This is a genomic window from Variovorax multivorans (genome assembly GCF_051216835.1).
Classification (GTDB): Bacteria; Pseudomonadota; Gammaproteobacteria; order Burkholderiales; family Burkholderiaceae_C; genus Variovorax.
Genome location: NZ_JBPJZL010000011.1, coordinates 16,005 through 36,140, shown reverse-complemented (window position 1 = coordinate 36,140; position 20,136 = coordinate 16,005). Strand labels below are relative to the sequence as shown.

Below are 20,136 nucleotides of genomic sequence, written 5' to 3'. Positions count from 1 at the left end.
GACAAGACATGAATTTTTCGCGCGCACTGCTGGCAGGCCTCCTTGCCCTGACGGCCACCACGGGAGCACTGGCGCAAGCCAGCGACTTCCCCAACAAGCCCGTGACCCTCGTCACGCCGTTCGCGGCCGGCAGCGGCCCCGACGCGGTGCTGCGCCTCGTCTCCGACAAGCTCTCGCGCCTGTGGGGCCAGCGCGTGCTGATCGACAACAAGCCCGGCGGCGGCGGCTTCATCGCCATCGACCAGGCCCGCCGCGCCGCGCCCGACGGCTACACGCTGCTGCAGCTCGACAGCGAGCACATCGCCGCGCTGCCGCACCTGTACAAGTCGCGCAACTTCGTGACGCTGCAGCACTTCGATCCGGTGGCCTCGCTGTTCCGCACGCCCTTCTTCGTGGCCGTGGCCACCGACTCGAAGTGGAAGAACATGAGCGACCTGATCGCCGCCGCCAAGGCCAACCCTGACGGCATCGTCTACGGCTCGTGGGGCGTCGGCAGCCCTGGCCACCTGGGCGCGCAGCAGCTCGAGGCGCTCACCGGTATTCATATGCGCCACGCACCGTACCGCGAGGTGTCGCAGCTGTTCTCCAACGTGGGCGCCGGCGAGGTGCCGTGGAGCTTCGCGAGCATTCCGTCGAGCCAGGGTATCTACAAGGCCGGCAAGCTGCGCTACCTCGCCATTGCCGCGCCCAAGCGCATTCCGCAGATGCCCGACGTGCCGACCATGGCCGAGGCCGGCGGCCCGGCTTCGCTGGAGGTGAATTCGTTCGTGTCGCTGCTCGCGCCCAAGGGCGTGCCGGCGGCCGTCAAGGCGAAGATCAATGCCGACGTGGCCAAGGTCATCGCCGACCCCGAAATCCGCGCCCGCTTCGACACCTTCGCCTTCGAGCCGCTGGCCTGGTCGCCCGAGGAAATCGAGCGCAACGCCGAGGCCAAGTCGAAGGTGTACGGCGAGCTGGTGCGCAGGGGCAACATCAGCTTGGATTAACGGGGGCGTGGCTTGCCCGCTGTCTCACTCGACAGTTAAGCTGACCCTCTTTGTTTTTTGACAACTTTTTCACACTTCTTTTCATGCAAGCCACCAAGAGAGCTCTCCTGATTGCCTGCGGCCTGGCTGCTGCCGCCGTTGCGCTGCCACTGAGCGCCAATGCAGAGAACGCCGCCTGGCCTACCAAGCCGATCCGCCTGCTCGTGGGCTTCCCGGGCGGCTCCACGCCCGACATCGCGGCGCGCACCATCGCCGAGCCGCTGTCGAAGGCGCTGGGCCAGCCGATCGTGGTCGACAACAAGGCCGGCGCCTCGGGCAACATCGCGGCCGACCAGGTGGCCAAGGCCACCGACGACCACACGCTGGGCATCGTCATCAACGGCAATCTCACGTCGTCGAAGATGCTGTACGCCAGGCTGCCGTACGACCCGGTGAAAGACTTCACCTACCTGTCGCTGATCGCAACCGCGCCGCTGGTGCTGGTGGCGCAGAACAACCTGCCCTCGGGCACTGCCTTCTTCGACGAGGGCCGCAAGGCCGGCGACAAGTGGAACTACGGCTCGGTGGGCATCGGCTCGGTCGGCCACCTGGGCATGGAACTGCTCAAGACCCGCGTGCCCGGCTTCAAGCCCGAGCACGTGCCCTACCAGGGCAACCCGCAGGTCATTACCGCGATGCTGGGCGACCAGGTGCAGATGGGCCTGATCCCGCCGGGCGTGGCCATGCCGCAGATCAGGGCCGGCAAGCTCAAGGCCATCGGCCTCACCGGCGGCCGCAGCGCGCTGGTGCCCGAGATCCCGCCGCTGTCGGAAGCCGGCGTGAAAGACTTCAATCTCGAAGTGTGGGTGGCGCTGCTCGGCCCGGCCAACCTGTCGAAGGCGGCGCAGGCGCGCATCAGCCGCGAACTCGAAGTGGTCATGAAGAACCCGGACGTGCGCCGCAAGCTCTTCGAGCAGGGCTGGCAGGCCGTGGGCACCTCGCCTGACGGCATGCGCACGCGTGTGAACGAAGAGGCGGCGATCATGAGCAAGATCATCTCGGCCCGCGGAATCAAGCTGCAGTAATGACTACGTCTCCCACAACATTGCATGAACCGGCGCGCGAGCTGCCGGTATTCGGCGAATACGACGTGGTGGTGGTCGGCGGCGGCCCCGCCGGCATTGCCGCTGCAGTGAGCGCCGCACGCCACGGCGCCAACACGCTGCTGGTGGAGCGCTACGGCTTCCTCGGCGGCATGGGCACTGCAGGCGGCGTTACCAACTTCGCGGGCCTGTACGGCAAGCGCCAGGGCGAGATGACGCAGCTGGTGCACGGCGTGGTCGACGAGCTGATCGACCGCATCGCCGGGCTCAACGGCATGAACCAGCCGCAGAACGGCATGGGCGGGCGCATCTGCGTGCGCTCGTACGACACCTCTGCCTACAAGCTGGCCGCCGACCAGTTGCTCGACGCCGCGGGCGTGAAGCTGCTGTTCCATGCGTACGCGGCCGCGGTGATTCGCGACGGCAGCCGCATCGCGGCGCTGGTGGTCGAGACCAAGTCGGGCCGCCAGGCCATTCGCGCCAACGCCTTCATCGACGCCAGCGGCGATGCCGATGTGGCTGCCTTTGCCGGCGTGCCCTTCGAAGTGGGCGACGGCCATGGCAGCGGGCTCTTTCCGACCACCATGTTCCGCATCGGCCAGGTCGACGCGCCGGCCGCGCTGGAGGCGGTGGGCGAGTTCAAGGCCATCAACGACTACATGGTGCGCACCGAGCAGCAGAAGCCGGGCGTCTACAAGTTCCCGCGCGAGGGCGCCATCCTGCGGCCCAACAAGGACCCGCGCGAATGGCGTGCCAACGTCACGCAGATCCGCAACGCCCAGGGCCGCGCGATGAACGGCGTCGATGCGCGCGAGCTTACCGAGGGCGAGCTCGAAGGCCGCCGCCAGATCAGCGAGTACTTCAAGTTCCTGAAGGCCGAGGTGCCGGGCTTCGCGCAGTCGTCCATCGTGGAGATCGCGCCGCAGGTCGGCATCCGCGAGACGCGGCGCATTCAGGGCCTCTACGCGCTCGGGCGCGAAGACATCCTCGGTTCGGCGAAGTTCGACGACAACATCGGCCTGAATGCCTGGCCGATGGAAATGCACGCCGACGGCCGCATCGAATGGGCCTTTCCGCGCGACGAAGCCAACGCCTACAACCACCTGCCTTGGCGCATGCTGGTGCCGCAGACGCTCGACAACCTGCTGGTGGCCGGCCGCTGCGCATCGATGACGCACGAGGGCCAGTCGGCCGCGCGCGCGAGCGGTGGCTGCTTTGTCATGGGGCAGGCCGCGGGCACGGCGGCAGCGTCGCTGGGCGGCGGCGCCTTCGCGAAGGTCGATGTGCCGGCCCTGCAGAAAAAGCTGGCCGCCGACGGCGCCGACCTCGACCGCTGAGCACGGCGGCGCGCTAGAGTCCGGGGCAAGATGAACTCGACCCCCGGACGAAACGTGAACCTTCTTTCGTTGTCGATCACCGCGCGCCGCGGCTTCCTGGCTCTTTCATGCGCCGCGCTCGGCCTGATGCAGTGGGGCTGCGCCAGTACGCCCGAGGGCGAGCCCGTTCATGGCAAGGACGCGATGGTGAGCTTTCTCGCGAGCAAGGACGGCCGCAAGCTCGTCATTGCCGGCGAGAAGTACCACTACGTATTCGACGGCGACCCGGGTGTGGCCACCATCCTGCGGTGGGAAGGTCGCACCAAGATCTCGCCCGCCCTGGTCGGCGAGTTGAAGGTGGCGCGCAACCAGAGCCTCGAAGGCCAGTACGTGCTGATGGTCTTCGACACCGACCTGACGCCTGACGACCAGGCCTTCCTGATCCAGACCGGCTTCGCGAGGACCGAAGTGAAATACGGCGACCGCACCGGGCCGGCGCTGCGCTACTTCGGCAGCGTCAAGGGCCGCCGCTACGAGGCCGGCGTGCTGAAGCAGGACGAGGCGGTCGACTTCTCCCGGACGCAGTACCTCAAGTACGTCGAGCAGGAAACGGCCAGCGGCCCCGCCGACAAGGCCGCGCCGACGCCGCTGTCCCGAGCCGCCGATGGCTCGCTGGTGCTGGGTGGGGCGCCGTTGTCCGTGGTGCAGGGCGGAACGGACTACAGCTGCCGGGCCCGTTTCATGGACGTCTGCTTTTTCAGATAGCGACTGCTGACCGGCCCGCGACAGCCCGCGGGCGCGGCCTTTGCTATGGTCCAGGGTTGCTTTCTGCCCTGTTTTGACAGCCTTCCCCCGATGACCACCGATTCCGCTACCGCCGCTCACCTCGTCAACGAACTCGTCGCGATCATGCAGCTCGAGCCACTGGGCAACGACCGCTTCCTGGCCCAGAGCGAGGACATCGGCACGCCCGCAGTGTTCGGCGGCCAGGTGCTGGGCCAGTCGCTGATGGCGGCCAGCCTCACGGTGGGCGCCGAGCGCCCGGTGCATTCGATGCACGCCTACTTCCTGCTGCCGGGCGAGCACGCGCCGATCGAATACAGCGTCGACCGCGTGCGCGACGGCCGCAGCTTCACCACCCGCCACGTGGTGGCGCGCCAGCAGGAGCGCATCATTTTTGAAATGTCGGCCTCGTTCCAGACCGTGGACGAAGGCGTCGAGCACCAGTTCGACATGCCCGAGGTGGCCGGCCCCGAAGGCCTCGTCAGCGAACTCGACCAGCGCATCGCCCTCGGCGACCGCCTGCCCGAGCCCTGGCGCTCCAAGGCGATCCAGCCGCACGGCATCGAATACCGCCGCGTCGACCCCGAAGACCTGATGGCACCGCTGCCGCGCCCGGCGGTGTCGCAAAGCGCCATCTGGATGCGCGCCATCGCGCCGCTGCCCGACGATCCGATGGTGCACCGCGCGCTGCTGGCCTACGCCTCCGACCACGGCCTGCTGCGCGCCGCGATGCTGCCGCACGGCCTGAGCTTCATGAGCGGCCAGGTGCGCCCCGCGAGCCTCGACCACGCGATGTGGTTCCACCGCGATTTCCGCATGGATGACTGGCTGCTGTACGTGCTCGATTCGCCCAGCGCGGGCGGCGCGCGCGGCCTGTGCCGCGGCAGCCTCTATGCGCGCGACGGCCGGCTCGTGGCCTCGGCCGCGCAGGAGGGCATGCTGCGCATCAGGAAGCCGGCGTAGCCACAGTTCACGCCCGAAACACAAGCCCTCATCAGCATGAAAATCTTCTTCTCTCCCGCTTCCCCCTTCGTGCGCAAGTGCATGGTCGTGGCGCACGAGCTCGGCATTGCAGACCGCATCGAGAAGCTGCCGAGCGCGGCCGGCCCCGTGAAGCGCGACGCCACCATCATCCCGAAGAACCCGCTCGGCCAGGTGCCGACCTTCATCACCGACGACGGCCAGGTGCTGTTCGACAGCCGCGTGATCTGCGAGTACCTGAACGCCACGCAGTCGGGCAAACTGTTTCCGGCAGACGGAACCGCGCGCTGGGCGCGCCTGACCGAACTCGCGCTGGCCGACGGCATGACCGGCGCAGCATTGCTCGCCCGCTACGAGAGCGTGCTGCGCCCTGAGGAACTGCGCTGGGCTGACTGGACCGATGGTCAACTCGCCAAGGTGCGCACTGGCCTCGAATGGCTCGAGACGGCTGCGCCTTCGTTCGGTGATCGTGTCGACATCGGCACCATCGCTTTCGGGTGCGCGCTGGGCTACATGGACTTCCGGTTTCCTGCCGTCGACTGGCGCGCTGAGGCGCCGAACAGTGCGAAGTGGTTCGAAGCATTCAACCAGCGTGCGTCGATGCGGGCTACTTTGCCTGCGGTTTAGGTTTCGTTCGTTCGGGGCGCGCTCACGCTGACGGGGTACCTTGCTCCGCGAATGTCCCTCGGCCTTCGGCCTCCTCCTTTGTTTCGCTGCGCAAGGCACCCCATCGGCGTGATCGTTCAGCGCAGTGGTTGGTCGACCAGCACTACAGCCGCGTCGGTTGGTTCCGTCATGAGGCGCCGGTAAAACGCGGGCCTTGGAATCACAACAAGGGAGCTTGAATGGCCAATGAAAATATGGCGATGAGTGCCAGTGGGCGCGCAGAACTTTGTCTCTGCGAGGAAGCATCGACGTTTCAGCCCACACGATGAAACGCGTGTTGGCAACGTTGCTGGCTGTCTTCGCAGTCTCGGGAGCATCCGCAGCATCTCCTGCGAAGTACGAGCCTGGTTTTCAGGAGGTATTGACCGCCTTGGCGCAACGCTCCGGGATACCTGCGGACGAATTGCGCGGCCTTCTGTCCCGCTGCGAGGCAAGTCAAGCAGCAATGAATATTTGCGCGTATCGCGATGTCGTTGCAGCCGACTTGAAACTGAAGCACGCCTTAGCCAGCAAGGTGCAGCAGTTGCCGGCCTGCAAGGAGCGTCTCGAAGCCAGGATCGCCCGCTGGGAAGTCGTGCGCGACCAGGGATGCAAACGCAACGCGGCGAAGGACTATGGCGGTGGATTGCTGGAGCAGACGGCGGAGTCCATGTGCGTTGAGCACGAGATCGTCCAGATGACGAAACAGGTTGAACGTCAGCGCACCTGCAAGCAGTAGGCCTTTGAATGTCTGCACAACGGCCGCGCCCATGTGCGAATGGCATCGGGTGCTCCCCGCAGCGAAATAAAGGAGGAGGCCGCAGGCCGGGGGACATTCGCGGAGGGGAGTACCCGGTGTCATTCGCACGCACCCCTGAATGGCAAGAAGCCTGATTCCTTGGCTAAATGCAGGTCTCGCATGAACCAAGGAATCCTGGATGTCTTCTGAAGAACAGAAAAAAGTAGCCATCGTCACCGCAGGTGGCAGCGGCATGGGTGCCGCGGCAGCCCGCAAGCTCGCAGACGACGGCTTTCGCGTAGCCATCCTCTCCTCGTCGGGCAAGGGCGAGGCACTGGCCGCCGAGCTGAGTGGCATCGGCGTGACAGGCTCGAACCAGTCGAACGACGACCTCAAGCGGCTCGTCGACAAGGTCGTAGCTGAATGGGGCCGCGTCGACGTGCTGGTCAATAGCGCAGGTCATGGCCCGCGCGCGCCGATCCTCGACATCACCGACGAAGACTGGCACCGCGGCATGGACGTCTATCTGCTGAGCGCAGTGCGCCCTGCGCGCCTCGTCGCGCCGCTCATGGCGAAGCAGGGCGGCGGCTCCATCATCAACATCTCCACCTTCGCTGCCTTCGAGCCCGACCCCGTGTTCCCCACATCGGGCGTGTTCCGCGCCGGCCTTGCAGCCTTCACCAAGCTCTTCGCCGACAAGTACGCGGCCGACAACGTGCGCATGAACAACGTGCTGCCCGGCTTCATCGACAGCCTGCCAGAGAAGGCCGAATTCCGTGGCCGCATTCCCATGGGCCGCTACGGCAAGAGCAGCGAGATCGCGGCCGTGATCGGCTTCCTCGCGTCGGAAGGCGCGGGCTACATCACCGGGCAGAACCTGCGCGTGGACGGCGGCATCACGCGCTCTGTGTGAGGCTGCCTGCTGCGGCAGGTATTGCCAACCCAGCCAGTTCATTGACTTCATCGGCAGTCCACTAGGTGATTTGCCCCATGGCCCGGGTGGCGTCTTGGGCCTAGCCTTTCCAGGTTCCGTCGGATGTCCGATGGTCCGGAAAGGCTGCTCATGAAAATCTCCGCACAGGCGCTGGAGAAATCGCACCGCACCGTCCAGTCCTACGAAGGTTCTGCTCGCGAGTACAACGCGATCGTGGCCGAACACCCGCTGCAGCCCGAAATCGCGGACGCGCTGCGGCGGATGATGCAGTTCGTGCCCACCGGCGGCACCGTGCTCGAGATCGGCTCTGGTCCGGGGCGGGACGCCGACTTCATCGAGTCCCTGGGCGGGGTCGTCAGGCGCACCGATGCGGCACAGGCATTTCTCGACCTGCAGGCGGAGCGCGGCAAGAAGGGCGAACTGCTCGACGTCATCACGGATGCGCTGGGCGGGCCCTACAACGCCATCCTCGCGATGTGCGTGCTGATTCATGTCGATCGCGCGCAGATCGGCCCGATCTTGCGCAAGGTCTTCGATGCACTCGAGCCCGGCGGTGTCTTCCTGGTCTCCATGCGCGTCGGCGAAGGCGAGACGAATGGCGACTGTCACACCGTGTACTGGGCGAAAGACCTGTTCGCCGCGCAGCTTGAAGAGGCCGGCTTGCACACGCACTGGGAGATGGAGCGCATCGGCCGCAACGAGGAAGCGTGGGTCTACTTCCTGGCGCTTCGTCCGCAATGAGACGCTGCGCCGTGAAGCCGCGCGAACCATGGGGCGAACGGAGGTCCTACACGCCCAGGTAGCGCGTCCAGAGCGACCGGTCGGCATCGAGCGCGGCCGAGTCGCCCTGCCACACCACGCGCCCGCGTTCGAGGATCACGTGGCGGTTGGCCAGCGGCAGCAGGCGCTGCACGTACTTGTCGACCACCAGGATCGCTTCGCCCTCGGCCTTGAGCGTGGCGATGCAGTGCCAGATCTCCTCGCGGATCACTGGGGCCAGGCCTTCGGTGGCTTCGTCGAGGATCAGCAGGCGCGGGTGCGTCGACAGCGCACGGGCGATGGCCAGCATCTGCTGCTCGCCGCCCGAGAGCTGGTTGCCCGCATTGGCCTTGCGTTCGGACAGGCGAGGGAACAGGCCGTAGAGCGCATCGAGCGTCCAGCGCGGCGCGCTGCCCGGACGCGGTCTTGCAAAGGCGCGCAGGTGTTCATCCACGCTGAGGTTCGGGAACACATGCCGCCCCTCGGGCACGATGGCCACGCCGCGCCGCGCGATGGCGTCGGGCCGCATCGATTTGTTCGGGCCGCCGATGGCCGCGCCGCCGAAGTGCACGCTGCCGCGCATCGGCGAGAGCGTGCCCGTCAGCACCTTCAGCAGCGTGCTCTTGCCCATGCCGTTGCGCCCGAGCAGCGCGAGCACTTCGCCGGGGCGGATGTCGAGGTCGATGCCGAACAGCACCTGGCTCGCGCCGTAGCCGGCTTCGATGGATTTCGCTTCGAGCAATGTGGATGCCGCACTCATGAATGGCCTTCTGCTTCCGTGCCGAGGTAGACGGCTTGCACATCGGGGTGGCCCCGCACTTCGTCGGCCGTGCCGCTCATCAGCACCTTGCCCTGCACCAGCACGGTGAGCCGGTTGGCCAGGCGGAACACCGCGTCCATGTCGTGCTCGATCAGCAGGATGGCCATCGATGCGCGCAGCGATTCGATCAGCTCCACCATGCGCGCCGATTCGTCCGGGCCCATGCCGGCCATCGGCTCGTCGAGCAGCAGCAGCTTGGGCTCGGCCGCGAGCGCCAGCGCCACGTCGAGCGCGCGCTGCGCGCCGTGCGGCAACGTGCCCGCGATGCGCTCGCGTTCGCTGCCGAGGCCGACGCGGTCCGCAAGCGCCACTGCGCGATCGACGAGATCTCGCTCCTTCGCGCGCGGCGCCATGAAACGCAGGCTGGTGCCCGCATGGGCTTGCGCCGCGAGCATCAGGTTGTCGTGCACGGTTTCTTTGGGGAACACACGCGTCACCTGGAAGCAGCGCGACATGCCGGCGGCCACGCGCTGGTGGTCTTTCAGCTTCGTGATGTCGGCTTCGTCGAGCAGGATGCGGCCGGCATCGGCTTTCAGCAGACCGGTGATCAGGTTCACCAGCGTAGTCTTGCCCGCGCCGTTCGGCCCGATCAGCGCATGCACTTCGCCGCGCTCCACCGTGAGGTTCACGTGGTCGGTGGCAAGCAATCCGCCGAAGCGCTTGACCAACCCTTCGATTCTGAAAAGGCTCATGATTTGCTCCCTCGCCCCTCTGGGGAGAGGGTTGGGGTGAGGGGCAAGCGGCGCTTGTACAGGGCAGCAAGCCCTTTGGGTGCCCATAACGCAACAGCGATCAACAACAACCCCAGGGGCATGTGCCAATGCTCTGTGTGCTGCTTCAAGACCTCTTCGAGCACCAGCCAGACAACAGCGCCCACCGGCCCGCCCCAGCTGCGCCCCAGCCCGCCGATGACGACCATCACCAGCAGCGTGGCCGATTGCGTCCAGTGCATCGTCGCCGGGCTCACGAAGCCGTTGCCGCCCGCGAGCAGCGCACCGGCCAGCCCCGCGATGGCACCAGCAATCGCGAACGCCACCAGCTGCAGCCGGAACACCGGATAGCCTAGCGCCCGCATGCGCGTCTCGTTGTCGCGAATGCCCATCAGCGCATGGCCGAAGCGCGATTGCGTCGCGCGGTGCAGCCACCAGAGCGCGAGCGCGACGATTGCCAGCACCACCCAGTAGAAGTTGGCTTCGTTGCCCAGGTCCAGTCCCGGCAGCAGCGTGGGCCGCGACATCAGCGTGTAGCCGTCGTCGCCGCCATAGCGGCGCAGCGACACCACCACGAAGTACAGCATCTGCGCGAAGGCCAGCGTGGTCATGATGAAGTACACGCCGCGCGTGCGCAGGGCCACAGTGCCGATCAGCGCGGCGACGAGGCCGCCCACGAGCGCGGCCAGCGGCCACATCACCCACGCCGACATCACGCCCGCATCGCTGAGCGCCACCACCGTGTACGCCCCCATGCCGATGAAGCCCGCATGCCCCAGCGCCACCATGCCGCCGAAGCCGAGGATGAAGTTGAGGCTTGCCGCAGCCAGCGCCACGATGAGCACGCGCCGCACGAAGCCGATGTAGAACTCGAGCCCGAAGAGGGGCGCGACCAGCGGAAACGCCGCGAGCAGCACGAAGAGCAGCCCGAGGCCGATGTAGCGTGAGGACTTCATGCGCGTGCCGAGAAAAGGCCCGAGGGCCGGAAGATGAGGACCACCACCATCAGCGCGTACATCGCGACTTCGGCGAACAGCGGCCCCAGGTCGGCTGCCGTGGCCGGCGGCAGCGTGGCACGCAGCAGCATCGGCACGAAGGCACGCCCCACGGTGTCGACCACGCCCACGAGCAGTGCGGCCACGAAGGCGCCGCGCACCGAACCGATGCCACCGATCACCAGCACCACGAGCGCTGGAATCAAAATGGCCTCGCCCATGCCGACCTGCACGGCGACGATCGGGCCCATCAGCGCGCCCGCCAGCGCGGCCAGTGCCGCACCGAGCAGGAACACGCCGTTGAAGATGCGGCCCACGCGCACGCCCATCAGCTCGGCCATCGGCCGGTCGGAGGCGCCCGCGCGCACCCGCATGCCGATGCGCGTGTGGTTCACGAGAAGGTACAACGCCAGCGCCACCAGCAGGCCACCGACGAGGATCACGAGGCGATAGGCCGGGTAGGGCAGGCCATCCATCAGGTTGACCGGCCCCGAGAGCGCGGCCGGCGTCGGCGCCATCACTGGCGAGGGGCCCCAAGCCATCGTGACGATGTCGTCGGCGACCAGGATCACGCCGAAGGTGGCCAGCACCTGCGCGAGATGGTCGCGTGTGTAGAGGCGGCGCATCAGCAGCACTTCGAGCAGCAGCGCGACCACGACGGTGACTGCCACCGCGATGACGATGGCCGCCGCGAACGAGCCGGTGCGCGTGTGCGCCTCGGCCGCCACGTATGCGCCGGCCATGAAGAGAGAGCCATGCGCGAGGTTCAGCACGTCCATGATGCCGAACACCAGCGTGAGCCCCGCAGCCAGCAGGAACAGCATCAGCCCGTAGCCGAGGCCGTTGAGCAGCTGCTCGAGAACAAGAATTCCACTCATAGGATCACAAGGATTGCTCGCGTTTTCATTCGAGGAACACCGAGGAGCCGGCTTTGCCGGGCCTCAGGTGTTGCCCCCGGTAGGGGGAAGGAGAAGCGACACGAAGTGCGCGAAGCCTGGGGGCGAGCCTATTTCAGGGGGCACTTGTCTGCGTAGCTGTCACCGTAGTTGGTCAGCACGGTGTTGATCAGCTTGTTCGTGACCTTGCCCTGTGCGTCCTTGCCGATCACGCGCAGGTAGAAGTTCTCGATGGGGAAGTGGTTGTTCGCGTACTTGAAGTTGCCGCGCGTCGATGCGTAGTTGGCCTTCTTCAGCGCGGCCACCACGGCTTCGCGGTTCTGCGCGTTGCCGCCGGACTGCTTCACGGCGGCGTCCATCGCGAGGATCGCGTCATAGGCCTGCGCGGCGTATACCGACGGGTAGCGGCCGTTGTATTCCTTGCGGAACGCGGCCACGAAGGCCTTGTTGGCGGCGTTGTCGAGGTCGTGCGCCCAGTGCGAGGTGTTGAACAGGCCGAGCATCGGGTCGCCCACGGCGCCGATCACGTCTTCGTCGGCCGAGAAGCCGCTGGTCACGAGCGTGATGTCCTTCGACAGGCCCGCGCCCACGAACTGCTTGATGAAGTTGATGCCCATCGCGCCGGGCAGGAAGAAGTAAATGGAGTCGGGCTTGGCCGCGCGCAGCTGCGCGAGCTCGGCGGCGTAGTCGATCTGGCCGAGCTTGGTGTAGAGCTCGTCGGCCACCTGGCCCTTGAACTGGCGCTTGAAGCCGCCCAGGGCATCTTTGCCGGCGGGGTAGTTGGGGGCGATGAGCACGATCTTCTTGAAGGCGCGGTCTTGCGCGAACTTGCCGGCGGCCTCGTGGAACTGGTCGTTCTGGTAGGCGGTGCCGAAGAAGTAGGCATTGCACTGCGCGCCCGCGAACTGGCTCGGGCCGGCGTTGGCCGACAGGTACGGCACCTTGGCGTTGAAGAGTGTGGGGCCCACGGCCAGCGCCACGTTGGAGCCGATGGGGCCGCTGAAGATGTCGATCTTGTCGCGCTGGATCATGCGGTCGACCAACTGCTTGGCCTGGTCGGGGCTGCCGGCCATGTCGGCCTGCACGAATTCGACGTCTTGTCCGCCGAGCTTGCCGCCCAGCTGCTTGATGCCCAGCGCGAAGCCGTCGCGCGCCTCGGCGCCCAATGCCGCGAAGGGTCCCGAGATGTCGAGGGCCAGGCCCACCTTGACGGGGGCGGCAGCGGCCGACACAGCGGTACCGAGGGCTGCGCCGCACAGCAGCAGCGAAAGCAGGGTGCGCGGCAGCGCGGGCGACTTCGGGGGCAGGTGGCTCATGGGTTCTCCGGCAGGGAAGGATGAAACAACGCACCGGCACCGCCCCATGCGGCACCGACGACATCAAACCGTTGATAGCTAAATACTTTAACTGTAAACAATTCGGTGTCAACAGTGCTAGCACGAATGGTGCCAGTGCGCCGCCTCGTTCCTGCTCAGCCGAAGGGGTTGGCGGTGGCGAACCAGAGGCCGATACCCGTGGCGATGATGAAGGCTCCGTCGGTCACGCCCGCCACCAGGAAGAACTTGGTCTGCAGCGTGTCGACCAGCTCGGGCTGGCGCGCGGTGCTCTCCAGGAACTTCTGGCCGACCAGCCCGATGCCGAGGCAGGAGCCGAGGGCCGCGACGCCGATCAGCAAGGCGACTGCGAGGGGAAGGATGTTGAAGCCGGTCATGGTGTTTTCTCCTGGTTGGTTGGTTGATTGATCGATTGATTCGATGGAGGTACTTTCCCAGAGCGGGTGCGCACGGTCCATGACGTGGGAGGTCATGTAGCAGGTGCGATGTTTTGAGCGTGGCTATACCGCGCCCGTCATGTCAAAAACAGGCGTGATCGGGATTGGCCTCGGGTGCGGCGGTTTCAGCAAACCGCAATCACTTGGAGGCCATTCATGGCTGGAATCACTCGCGCGTCCGCGCACGTCTCTTCGTTTCCCGAATCTTCTGAAGCCGCTAGCGCGGAATCACTTGCGCTGCAGGCATGCTGCGGCGTCGGATTGAAACAGCCGGCTCCACGATTCAGTCTTTGCGTGTTGCCTTGAGCGCAGGCGGTGCGCGATGAATGGTAAGCGGCCAGCCGTCCATTTCCGAACGTCGCAGCCTCGCCGAACGTTCGACGAATAACTTCAGCGACCGAACTTGCTCACTACCGCCGCCCAAAGACGACCAGGCTCGTCGCTCTGATCGATCGAGCTATCGACACCGGTCTGCACCATGATCAGCTTGGCCGTTGGGTCGATGAAGATGCGGTGGCCGTACCCGCCAAGAAGAACAAATTGGCGTCCCGAACCGGGAAGCAGCCACATCAAGTAGCCATAGCCAAGGGCTTGAGGGCCAGATACTCCGGGCGAAAGGTAGCGATCTGACGGGCGCGCTGTCGTTGCCTCGATCATCCATTGGGCCGGAATGATCTGTCTGCCTTCCCACTTTCCGTCATGCGCGAGCAGTCGTCCCAGACGTGCATAGTCCCGCAGAGCCGCGCCGAAGAACGTCCAGGCGACTTCGCTGCCTTGCGCGTTCACGAGCCAGGCGCCGTCGGCCTCGGTGCCTATCTGAGACCAGACTTTCTCGTGCAGGTAGTCGGACAGGGTTCGACCGGTCGCACGCTCCACGACGAGGCCGAGCACCGCGGGCTCCATGCTGGAGTAGTGGAATTCAGTCCCGGCCGGGGCAATGCGCTGGGTGAAGGCAGAGATCGTGTCGATGGTGCTGCGCTGCGGAGCGCCACGGCCGAGCAGCCTGTCGATCCAGGAGCGGTGGCCGAGAACCATCCCGCCCCACAATCGATCAAGATCTCGGTCGCCGTTGGCCTCTTCGCCGAACTTCACGCCAGAGGACATGTGCAGGAGGTCACGCAGAGCAGTCTTGCCGTACTCCGTGCCTTGGAGCTCCGGAACATAGCCCTGTACTGCGTCGTCTGCCGACCTGATCGACCCGTCTGCGACGGCAAGGCCAACCAGCAGGCCAGTGATGCTCTTTGCCATCGAACCCGAGAACAGGCGATCGCGGTCCGACCGACCGTACTGATAGCGCTCCTGCAGGATCGTTTGATCCTTGGCTATCAGCAGACCGGTGACCGGGTGCCGCGCCAGATAGTCCTCGATGGTTTGGTCGGCACCCTTGTAGCGATAGCGAACATCGGTGATCGCATAGGCAAAGCACCATGGGGCCGCTGCGCGAGCAACCCGGCGAGTGCGGTACTGGTCATCGAAGTGACTGAAGGCACCGACGCGGTACTTCATGTCCAGAGGTTCGCCTGGCTGACCACGCAGCAAGGGATCAGCGACAGGGAAACCTTCTCTGATACCGAATGCTTCTGCACGAGGCCCCGTCGGCGAGAAGGTGGGGCCGTTGCCACTGGCAGGCTCGTCACACAGCGAACGGGCGCTGCTTGACGTCGGCCGCAGTGCCGAGCATGCGGCTAAACCAAGCAGTACCGCGCGGCGCGATGGTGTGGGCATCCAGCTTCAATGGCAGAGGTGGCGATCCAGAGCTTTGCAGCGACTGGCAAGGGTCCGCACTTTCTACCTGAACGTCTGCGCGAGGGCAATTTCGCCCGGCTTGTAGACGGCTGCTCTTGACCGACCACGCGCTTGCGATGAATGCCTTCTATCGATGCACGGCTGCATCAGTCCAACAGAGCACAAAAAAGCCGACCGTCGAAACGGTCGGCTTCGAGAAAAGCACGGCCTTGCGGCCGCGCTCGTGCTTCAGGGAAGCTGCGTCCAGTTCTGGTTGTTGCCGCCGTTGCAGGTCCACGTGATGAGCGCGGTGTCTTGCGTCGTCGAACCGTTGGGCACGTCGAGGCATGAACCCGATGCGCGGTTGCGAACCGTTCCGCCCACCAGGCTCCACTGCGTCGTGTTGCCGGCAGTGCAGGCCAGCTGCACCACCGGTGCGTTCGTCGTCGCGGTGCCGTTCTGCGCCAGGCACAGGCCGCTGTGCTCCGCCACGAACTGCACGTAGCCGCCCGTGAGGCTGTTCACCGTGAACTTCTCGTTGCCGGCGTTGCCGCACGGCCATTGCACGGCGGTCGTGCCGCTGGTGGTCGCCGCGCCCTTGATGTTCACGCACATCGTGGGGTTCAGGTCGGAGCGGATGCGCGCGACGACGGCCGGCGCAGTGTCGAGCGAGCGCACGTACTCGCGGATCGCCACCTGGTCGGCTCCCGGCAGGCTGTTGGCGTTGCCGTGGCCGCTGGTGAGCACGTCCTGCAGCGTGGCCGCCTGGCCGTTGTGGAAGAACGCCGTGGTGTTCCACGTGCCCGACAGCGTCGGCGTGTCGAAGCCCACGCCCGCTAGCGGCTGGTTCATGCCCTTGCCCGACGATGCCTGGATCGTGCCCACGTCGTGCCGCAGGCCGTCGCGGAAGGTGCCGCCGCTGTGGCAGGTCACGCACTGCGCCGAGCTGAACAGCGTCTGGCCGCGCGTCGCATCCACACTCAGGCTGCCGTCCGCGTTGCGTGCCGGGCTGCGCATGAACTTGCTCAGCGAGCCCAGGTAGGCTGCCAGGTCGTCGAGTTGCGCGTTCTTGCCGGCCTTGGGCGCGCCCAGCGGGTCGGAGGTGGCCGCGAAGTCCGCATTCGTCAGGAAGCCGGTGCCACCGAACTCGTTGCGGATGTCGTTCTCGAAGTCCTGCACCTCGTCGAAGTTGGCCGTCCAGTGCAGCTTGCCGTGGCCTATGCCGCGCCGGCCCTGCAGGCTGATGGTGCGGCGCAGGCCCTCGCCGCGCTGGGTGAAGTCCCACACCATGCCGTCGTCGCCGCCGTCCGCATGGCAGCTCGCGCAGGAGATGTAGTTGTCCTTGCTCATGCGCCTGTCCGACGCGTTGTAGAACACCTGCTTGCCGCGCAGCGCCGCGGCCGCCATCGGCTCCTGCGCCACCGTCGACACGTTCTGCAGGAAGGTCGGGGCATTGGTCTCCGAACTCAGCACCGAGGCCACGTCGTGCACCGACACCGAGCGCGCCAGGAAGTTGTTGACGAACAGCCGCTTGCGCGCCGAGTCCAGGTACAGGCCGTGCGGCGCGCTGCTGGCGTTGATCTCGCCGCGCACCGCGCGGCTGTACGGATCGACGATGGCGACGCGGTTGCCCTCCATCTGCGCAACGAACAGGTAGTCGCCCGAGGCGGAGAACAGCGCGGCGCGCGCCGGTGCACGGTCGTCGAAGTCGATCTGCTCGTCGAACTTCTCCGCCGCCGCCTGCAGGTCGACCTGCGACAGGATGGAACGTACCGTCTGGTCGTGCACCAGGTTGTTGCCGTCCCTGAACTTGCCGCGCACGATGTTGTCCTTCTTCGAAGGCAGCACCGCCCGCTTGCCGTCCGGCGAGATCACGACCTGGCTCAGGTAGTTGGCCACGCCGCGCGCACGGCTCTCGGTGTCCACCGTGGTGGTGTCCACCGGCAGCGCGATGGTGGTCATGGCGCTCATGCTCTGCAGGTTCACCCTGTGCAACTGGCCACCCGTCATCTTCGACTTGAAGCGAGTGACGTAGGCCACCTGCGAGTCGGAGTTGACGGCAATGCCGCGCAGCGCGCCATCGAGCGCGACCGCGCCGGTGGTGGCGCCGTTGCTCGGGTCGAAGCTCATCAGCACCGACTTGCTCTCCAGCGTCAGCAGGCCCTTCGCGCCGTCTGGCGTGAAGGCAACGCCGTAGGGGCCGCTGCCGTAGGCGAGCGCCACGGTGGCGGAGATGGCGCCGTCTGCCGCGTTGAGCGCGACCAGCTTGTCCTCGCCCTGCACCGTGACCCAGATGCGTCCGTCGGGGCCGACGGCCAGCGTCTTCGGCTCCTCGCCCACGCGGGTCTCCCAGAGCTTGGCCAGGGTCTGTGCGTTGATGGCGGCGACCGCGCCGCTGTCGGGGTTGACCGAATACACCGAGTTCGCGTCGCCCGCGATGTTGGTGGTGTGCGTGGGCGCCCGTGCCGTGGTCGGAACGATCACGGTGAGGTTGTAGGTGTAGAAAGTCTCGCGGCCGCTGCTGTCCTTCACCGTCAGCGTCACCGTGAAGTGGCCGGGGCGCGTGTAGGTGTAGGTGTAGTTCGGCTGGCTCGAGTAGGCCGTCTGCGGAGTGCCGTCGCCGAAGTTCCAGCGGAACTGCGCGCCGCCGCTGCCCAGCGTGGCCGGGTTGAACACCAGCTGGCCGTTGACGATCTTCGGTCCGCCGCCGATGCCGGGGTCGCCGATGATGGCCTGGCCGCGCAGCGTGCTCACTTCGCTGTCGGAGAGCACGCGACCGTAGACGCGCACCTCCGCCAGCGTGCCCTTGAAGAGCGCCGCATTGCCCTGGATCTGGCCCAGCAGGTTGAACTTGTTCGACAGGCCCTTGTTGCCTGTGGGGCCTGTGGATGTGGTCTTCACGCCATCGACGTACACGGCCTGCGCACCCGAGGCCGCGTCGCGCGTCATCACAACGTGGTGCCAGCTGCCGTCGTTCACCACCGCGGTGGAGGTGGTGCCCGCATCGTTGCCGATCGACAGCTTGATGCGTCCACCGTTGTCGAGCCAACCCCAGAACACATCGTCCGCGCCGCCGGACTGGTCGCGCCCGAAGATGCCGGGCGCGGTCCACGAGTTCGGTCCGCCCGCCTGCGTGGTCTTCATGTAGAAGCTCAGCGACGCGGTGCCGCCGAGCACGGTGGCCACGCTGTCGTTCTTCAGCGGCACGCCGGCGGTGCGGTTCGCGAAGTTCATGCCGATGCTCTCGAACGCGTCGCCGCTGGCCGGAGTGCCGTTGTTGGCGCCGATCTGGTCGGAGAGGTTGCCCGCCAGCGTCCAGTAGTGCATCAGGTTGATGTCGGTCGCGTTGCCGGTGTTGAAGGTCGACTTGTAGTCCGCGCCGATGGCGTTGCCCGCATAGTCCTTCACGCCGTTGGCCGGCAGGAACACTTCATAGCTGGTGCCGGGCGAGAGTGGCTGCTCGGGGTGGAAGTTGATGATGCCCAGCTGCACGCTGTAGGTGCCGGCCAGCGTGTTGCCGCCCACCGGGCGCACGATGAAGGTGTTGGAGTTCACGCTCTCGGGCCGGATGTTGTCCGTCATGCCCAGGCCGATGCGCGATGTCAGCGCCTGCTGCTTCGCGCCGTTGGCGGGCGAGACCTGTTTCACCTCGGGCTTGGTGGTGTCGGGGTCCACCGAGTGCACGACGAAGCCGCTGCCCGAGCCGTGGTCGTTGCCCACGAAGACGAGATTGCCGAACATCGCGACCTGGCCGTTGTCCGAATGAGTGAAGTTCGGGTCGTCCTCGCGCAGGATGCTGCCGCGGCCCACCTCCACGTGATTGAGCGGATTGCTCACGTCGACCTTGTGGATGCGCGTCTGCGCGCCCTGGATGACGTAGTTGTCCTGCGTGGCGCAGTACAGCTGTTCGTCGATGACGAGCCGGTTGTCCTCGGCCACGAAGTGCGAGCGGTCGCTCAGGTCGTAGCTGTACATTTTGGCGCCGCTGTTGCGCGCGGAGGCATGCAGGTTCCTGCCGTCGAAGCAGGTCGCATAGTAGAACGGCGTACTGCCCACGATGGAATCGAGCACCTTGGGGTTGAGCGGGTCGGAGATGTCCAGGCTCGCGAAACCGCCGCTGCCTTCCATCGCGGTCAGCACCATGTGGTTGCCCATCGTGAAGATCGGGCCGATGCGAAAGCCGCCGAGTTCGCCGGTGGGCACCGGGTTGGGCTTGCCGGCGCCGCGGTTCGCGATCACGGCGTTCGCGGGGTCCGCGGCATTGACGATGAAGATGCCCCGGCCCGCCGACGCCACGTACAGGTAGGGCGCCTGCCACCAGAGCTGCCAGGCCACGTCCTCGTAGTCGCCGCCGTTGACGCCGGGCAGCGCCAGCTTCTTCACCTGCTTGATGTCATTGATGTCGGTGAAGTCCCAGAACTCGACGCCGTTGATGCTGGGCAGCACCACGTACGTCTTGCCGCCGATCTTCGCGGTGCCGAAGGAGTGCGTTTCGCGGAACTCCTTGGTGCGGGCCTCGGGTTCGTAGATCTTCTTGACGAGCTTGATCTGGCGCGGGTTCGACACGTCGTACAGCAGGAAGCCGCCCGGGCCCAGGCCGCTGTCCGGCGCGAAGGAGGTGAGGAAGTAGCCGTTGACCATGATGCCCGCGTTCATGCCGTAGTCCTTGCGGCCCGGGTAGGTGGCGGGCACTTCGCGCGATTCGTAGGCGCTGCTGTGCGCCGGATCGAGCGGGTGCGCGAGGCTCGTGATCATCGACACCGGCTTGAACAGCTCGGCCGACGTGTAGGTGAGATTGCCAAGGCCCGGCCCCTGCAGGGGGAGCGGGTCGGCAACGGCTTCGGACACCGCCGCCGCCATGTTGCTCAGGGTCGTCATCGGACTGACCCCGGTGATAGCCGCGTGCGTCAGCAGCGTGACGAACGGCAGCAGGAATGCCATCAAGTAATACCGGATTTTCATCGTCGCCTCCAGGTTGTTTGAAGTCCGCAGGG

The 20,136-nt window shown here is 66.2% G+C and carries 16 protein-coding genes and 1 pseudogene; 9 read left to right on the top strand and 8 right to left on the bottom strand.

Annotated features, from left to right (window positions below; translation table 11 throughout):
- Positions 1–8: 8 nt before the first annotated feature.
- The 9 genes from ACSFCA_RS26045 (at position 9) to ACSFCA_RS26005 (ending at position 8,207) form a co-directional block, all read left to right on the top strand.
- Positions 9–986 carry a Bug family tripartite tricarboxylate transporter substrate binding protein gene (locus ACSFCA_RS26045; RefSeq protein ID WP_435461642.1) on the top strand — a complete coding sequence of 326 codons (978 nt, stop codon included), beginning with the start codon at positions 9–11 and terminating at the stop codon, positions 984–986.
- An 83-nt stretch (positions 987–1,069) separates the two neighbouring features.
- On the top strand, positions 1,070–2,050 hold the full coding sequence (locus tag ACSFCA_RS26040) for a Bug family tripartite tricarboxylate transporter substrate binding protein (RefSeq protein ID WP_258351688.1): 981 nt from the start codon (positions 1,070–1,072) through the stop codon (positions 2,048–2,050).
- Positions 2,050–3,405, top strand: a complete 1,356-nt coding sequence (locus tag ACSFCA_RS26035) for an FAD-dependent oxidoreductase (RefSeq protein WP_435461643.1) — start codon at positions 2,050–2,052, stop codon at positions 3,403–3,405. The genes ACSFCA_RS26040 and ACSFCA_RS26035 overlap by 1 nt, the downstream gene beginning before the upstream one ends.
- Positions 3,406–3,435: 30 nt before the next feature.
- The gene (locus ACSFCA_RS26030) at positions 3,436–4,149 is read left to right on the top strand and encodes a hypothetical protein (RefSeq protein ID WP_435477455.1); all 714 of its coding nucleotides are present in this window, start codon (positions 3,436–3,438) and stop codon (positions 4,147–4,149) included.
- A gap of 90 nt (positions 4,150–4,239) precedes the next feature.
- Positions 4,240–5,130 carry an acyl-CoA thioesterase gene (locus ACSFCA_RS26025; RefSeq protein WP_435461645.1) on the top strand — a complete coding sequence of 297 codons (891 nt, stop codon included), beginning with the start codon at positions 4,240–4,242 and terminating at the stop codon, positions 5,128–5,130.
- Positions 5,131–5,166: 36 nt separating this feature from the next.
- The gene (locus tag ACSFCA_RS26020) at positions 5,167–5,775 is read left to right on the top strand and encodes a glutathione S-transferase (RefSeq protein ID WP_435461646.1); all 609 of its coding nucleotides are present in this window, start codon (positions 5,167–5,169) and stop codon (positions 5,773–5,775) included.
- Between the two features lie 304 nt (positions 5,776–6,079).
- Positions 6,080–6,532 (top strand): lysozyme inhibitor LprI family protein, encoded by a 453-nt coding sequence (locus ACSFCA_RS26015; protein ID WP_435461647.1) that lies wholly within the window; start codon positions 6,080–6,082, stop codon positions 6,530–6,532.
- Between the two features lie 199 nt (positions 6,533–6,731).
- On the top strand, positions 6,732–7,445 hold the full coding sequence (locus ACSFCA_RS26010) for an SDR family oxidoreductase (protein ID WP_258351682.1): 714 nt from the start codon (positions 6,732–6,734) through the stop codon (positions 7,443–7,445).
- A gap of 150 nt (positions 7,446–7,595) precedes the next feature.
- Positions 7,596–8,207, top strand: a complete 612-nt coding sequence (locus ACSFCA_RS26005; protein WP_435461648.1) for a class I SAM-dependent DNA methyltransferase — start codon at positions 7,596–7,598, stop codon at positions 8,205–8,207.
- A gap of 46 nt (positions 8,208–8,253) precedes the next feature.
- Here ACSFCA_RS26005 and ACSFCA_RS26000 read toward each other — a convergent pair.
- The 8 genes and pseudogenes from ACSFCA_RS26000 to ACSFCA_RS25965 all read right to left on the bottom strand — a co-directional run.
- Positions 8,254–8,904 (bottom strand): annotated as a pseudogene (locus tag ACSFCA_RS26000) (ABC transporter ATP-binding protein); the annotation flags it as partial.
- Positions 8,905–8,981: 77 nt separating this feature from the next.
- A complete protein-coding gene (locus ACSFCA_RS25995; protein ID WP_093053796.1) occupies positions 8,982–9,737 on the bottom strand; it encodes an ABC transporter ATP-binding protein in 756 nt (251 codons plus the stop codon).
- Entirely contained in the window at positions 9,734–10,711 is a 978-nt protein-coding gene (locus tag ACSFCA_RS25990; protein WP_435461649.1) for a branched-chain amino acid ABC transporter permease, read from the bottom strand. Before ACSFCA_RS25990 ends, ACSFCA_RS25995 begins: the two co-directional genes overlap by 4 nt.
- Positions 10,708–11,628 (bottom strand): branched-chain amino acid ABC transporter permease, encoded by a 921-nt coding sequence (locus tag ACSFCA_RS25985; RefSeq protein ID WP_258351677.1) that lies wholly within the window; start codon positions 11,626–11,628, stop codon positions 10,708–10,710. Before ACSFCA_RS25985 ends, ACSFCA_RS25990 begins: the two co-directional genes overlap by 4 nt.
- Before the next feature lie 128 nt (positions 11,629–11,756).
- Complete coding sequence (locus ACSFCA_RS25980; protein ID WP_093053805.1) at positions 11,757–12,962, bottom strand: ABC transporter substrate-binding protein; 1,206 nt, start codon at positions 12,960–12,962, stop codon at positions 11,757–11,759.
- Between the two features lie 155 nt (positions 12,963–13,117).
- Complete coding sequence (gene atpE, locus ACSFCA_RS25975; protein WP_012745530.1) at positions 13,118–13,357, bottom strand: F0F1 ATP synthase subunit C; 240 nt, start codon at positions 13,355–13,357, stop codon at positions 13,118–13,120.
- A gap of 450 nt (positions 13,358–13,807) precedes the next feature.
- Entirely contained in the window at positions 13,808–14,923 is a 1,116-nt protein-coding gene (locus ACSFCA_RS25970) for a serine hydrolase domain-containing protein (RefSeq protein WP_435461650.1), read from the bottom strand.
- 468 nt (positions 14,924–15,391) lie between these two features.
- Positions 15,392–20,104 carry an Ig-like domain-containing protein gene (locus ACSFCA_RS25965; RefSeq protein ID WP_435461651.1) on the bottom strand — a complete coding sequence of 1,571 codons (4,713 nt, stop codon included), beginning with the start codon at positions 20,102–20,104 and terminating at the stop codon, positions 15,392–15,394.
- Between the last annotated feature and the right edge of the window lie 32 nt (positions 20,105–20,136).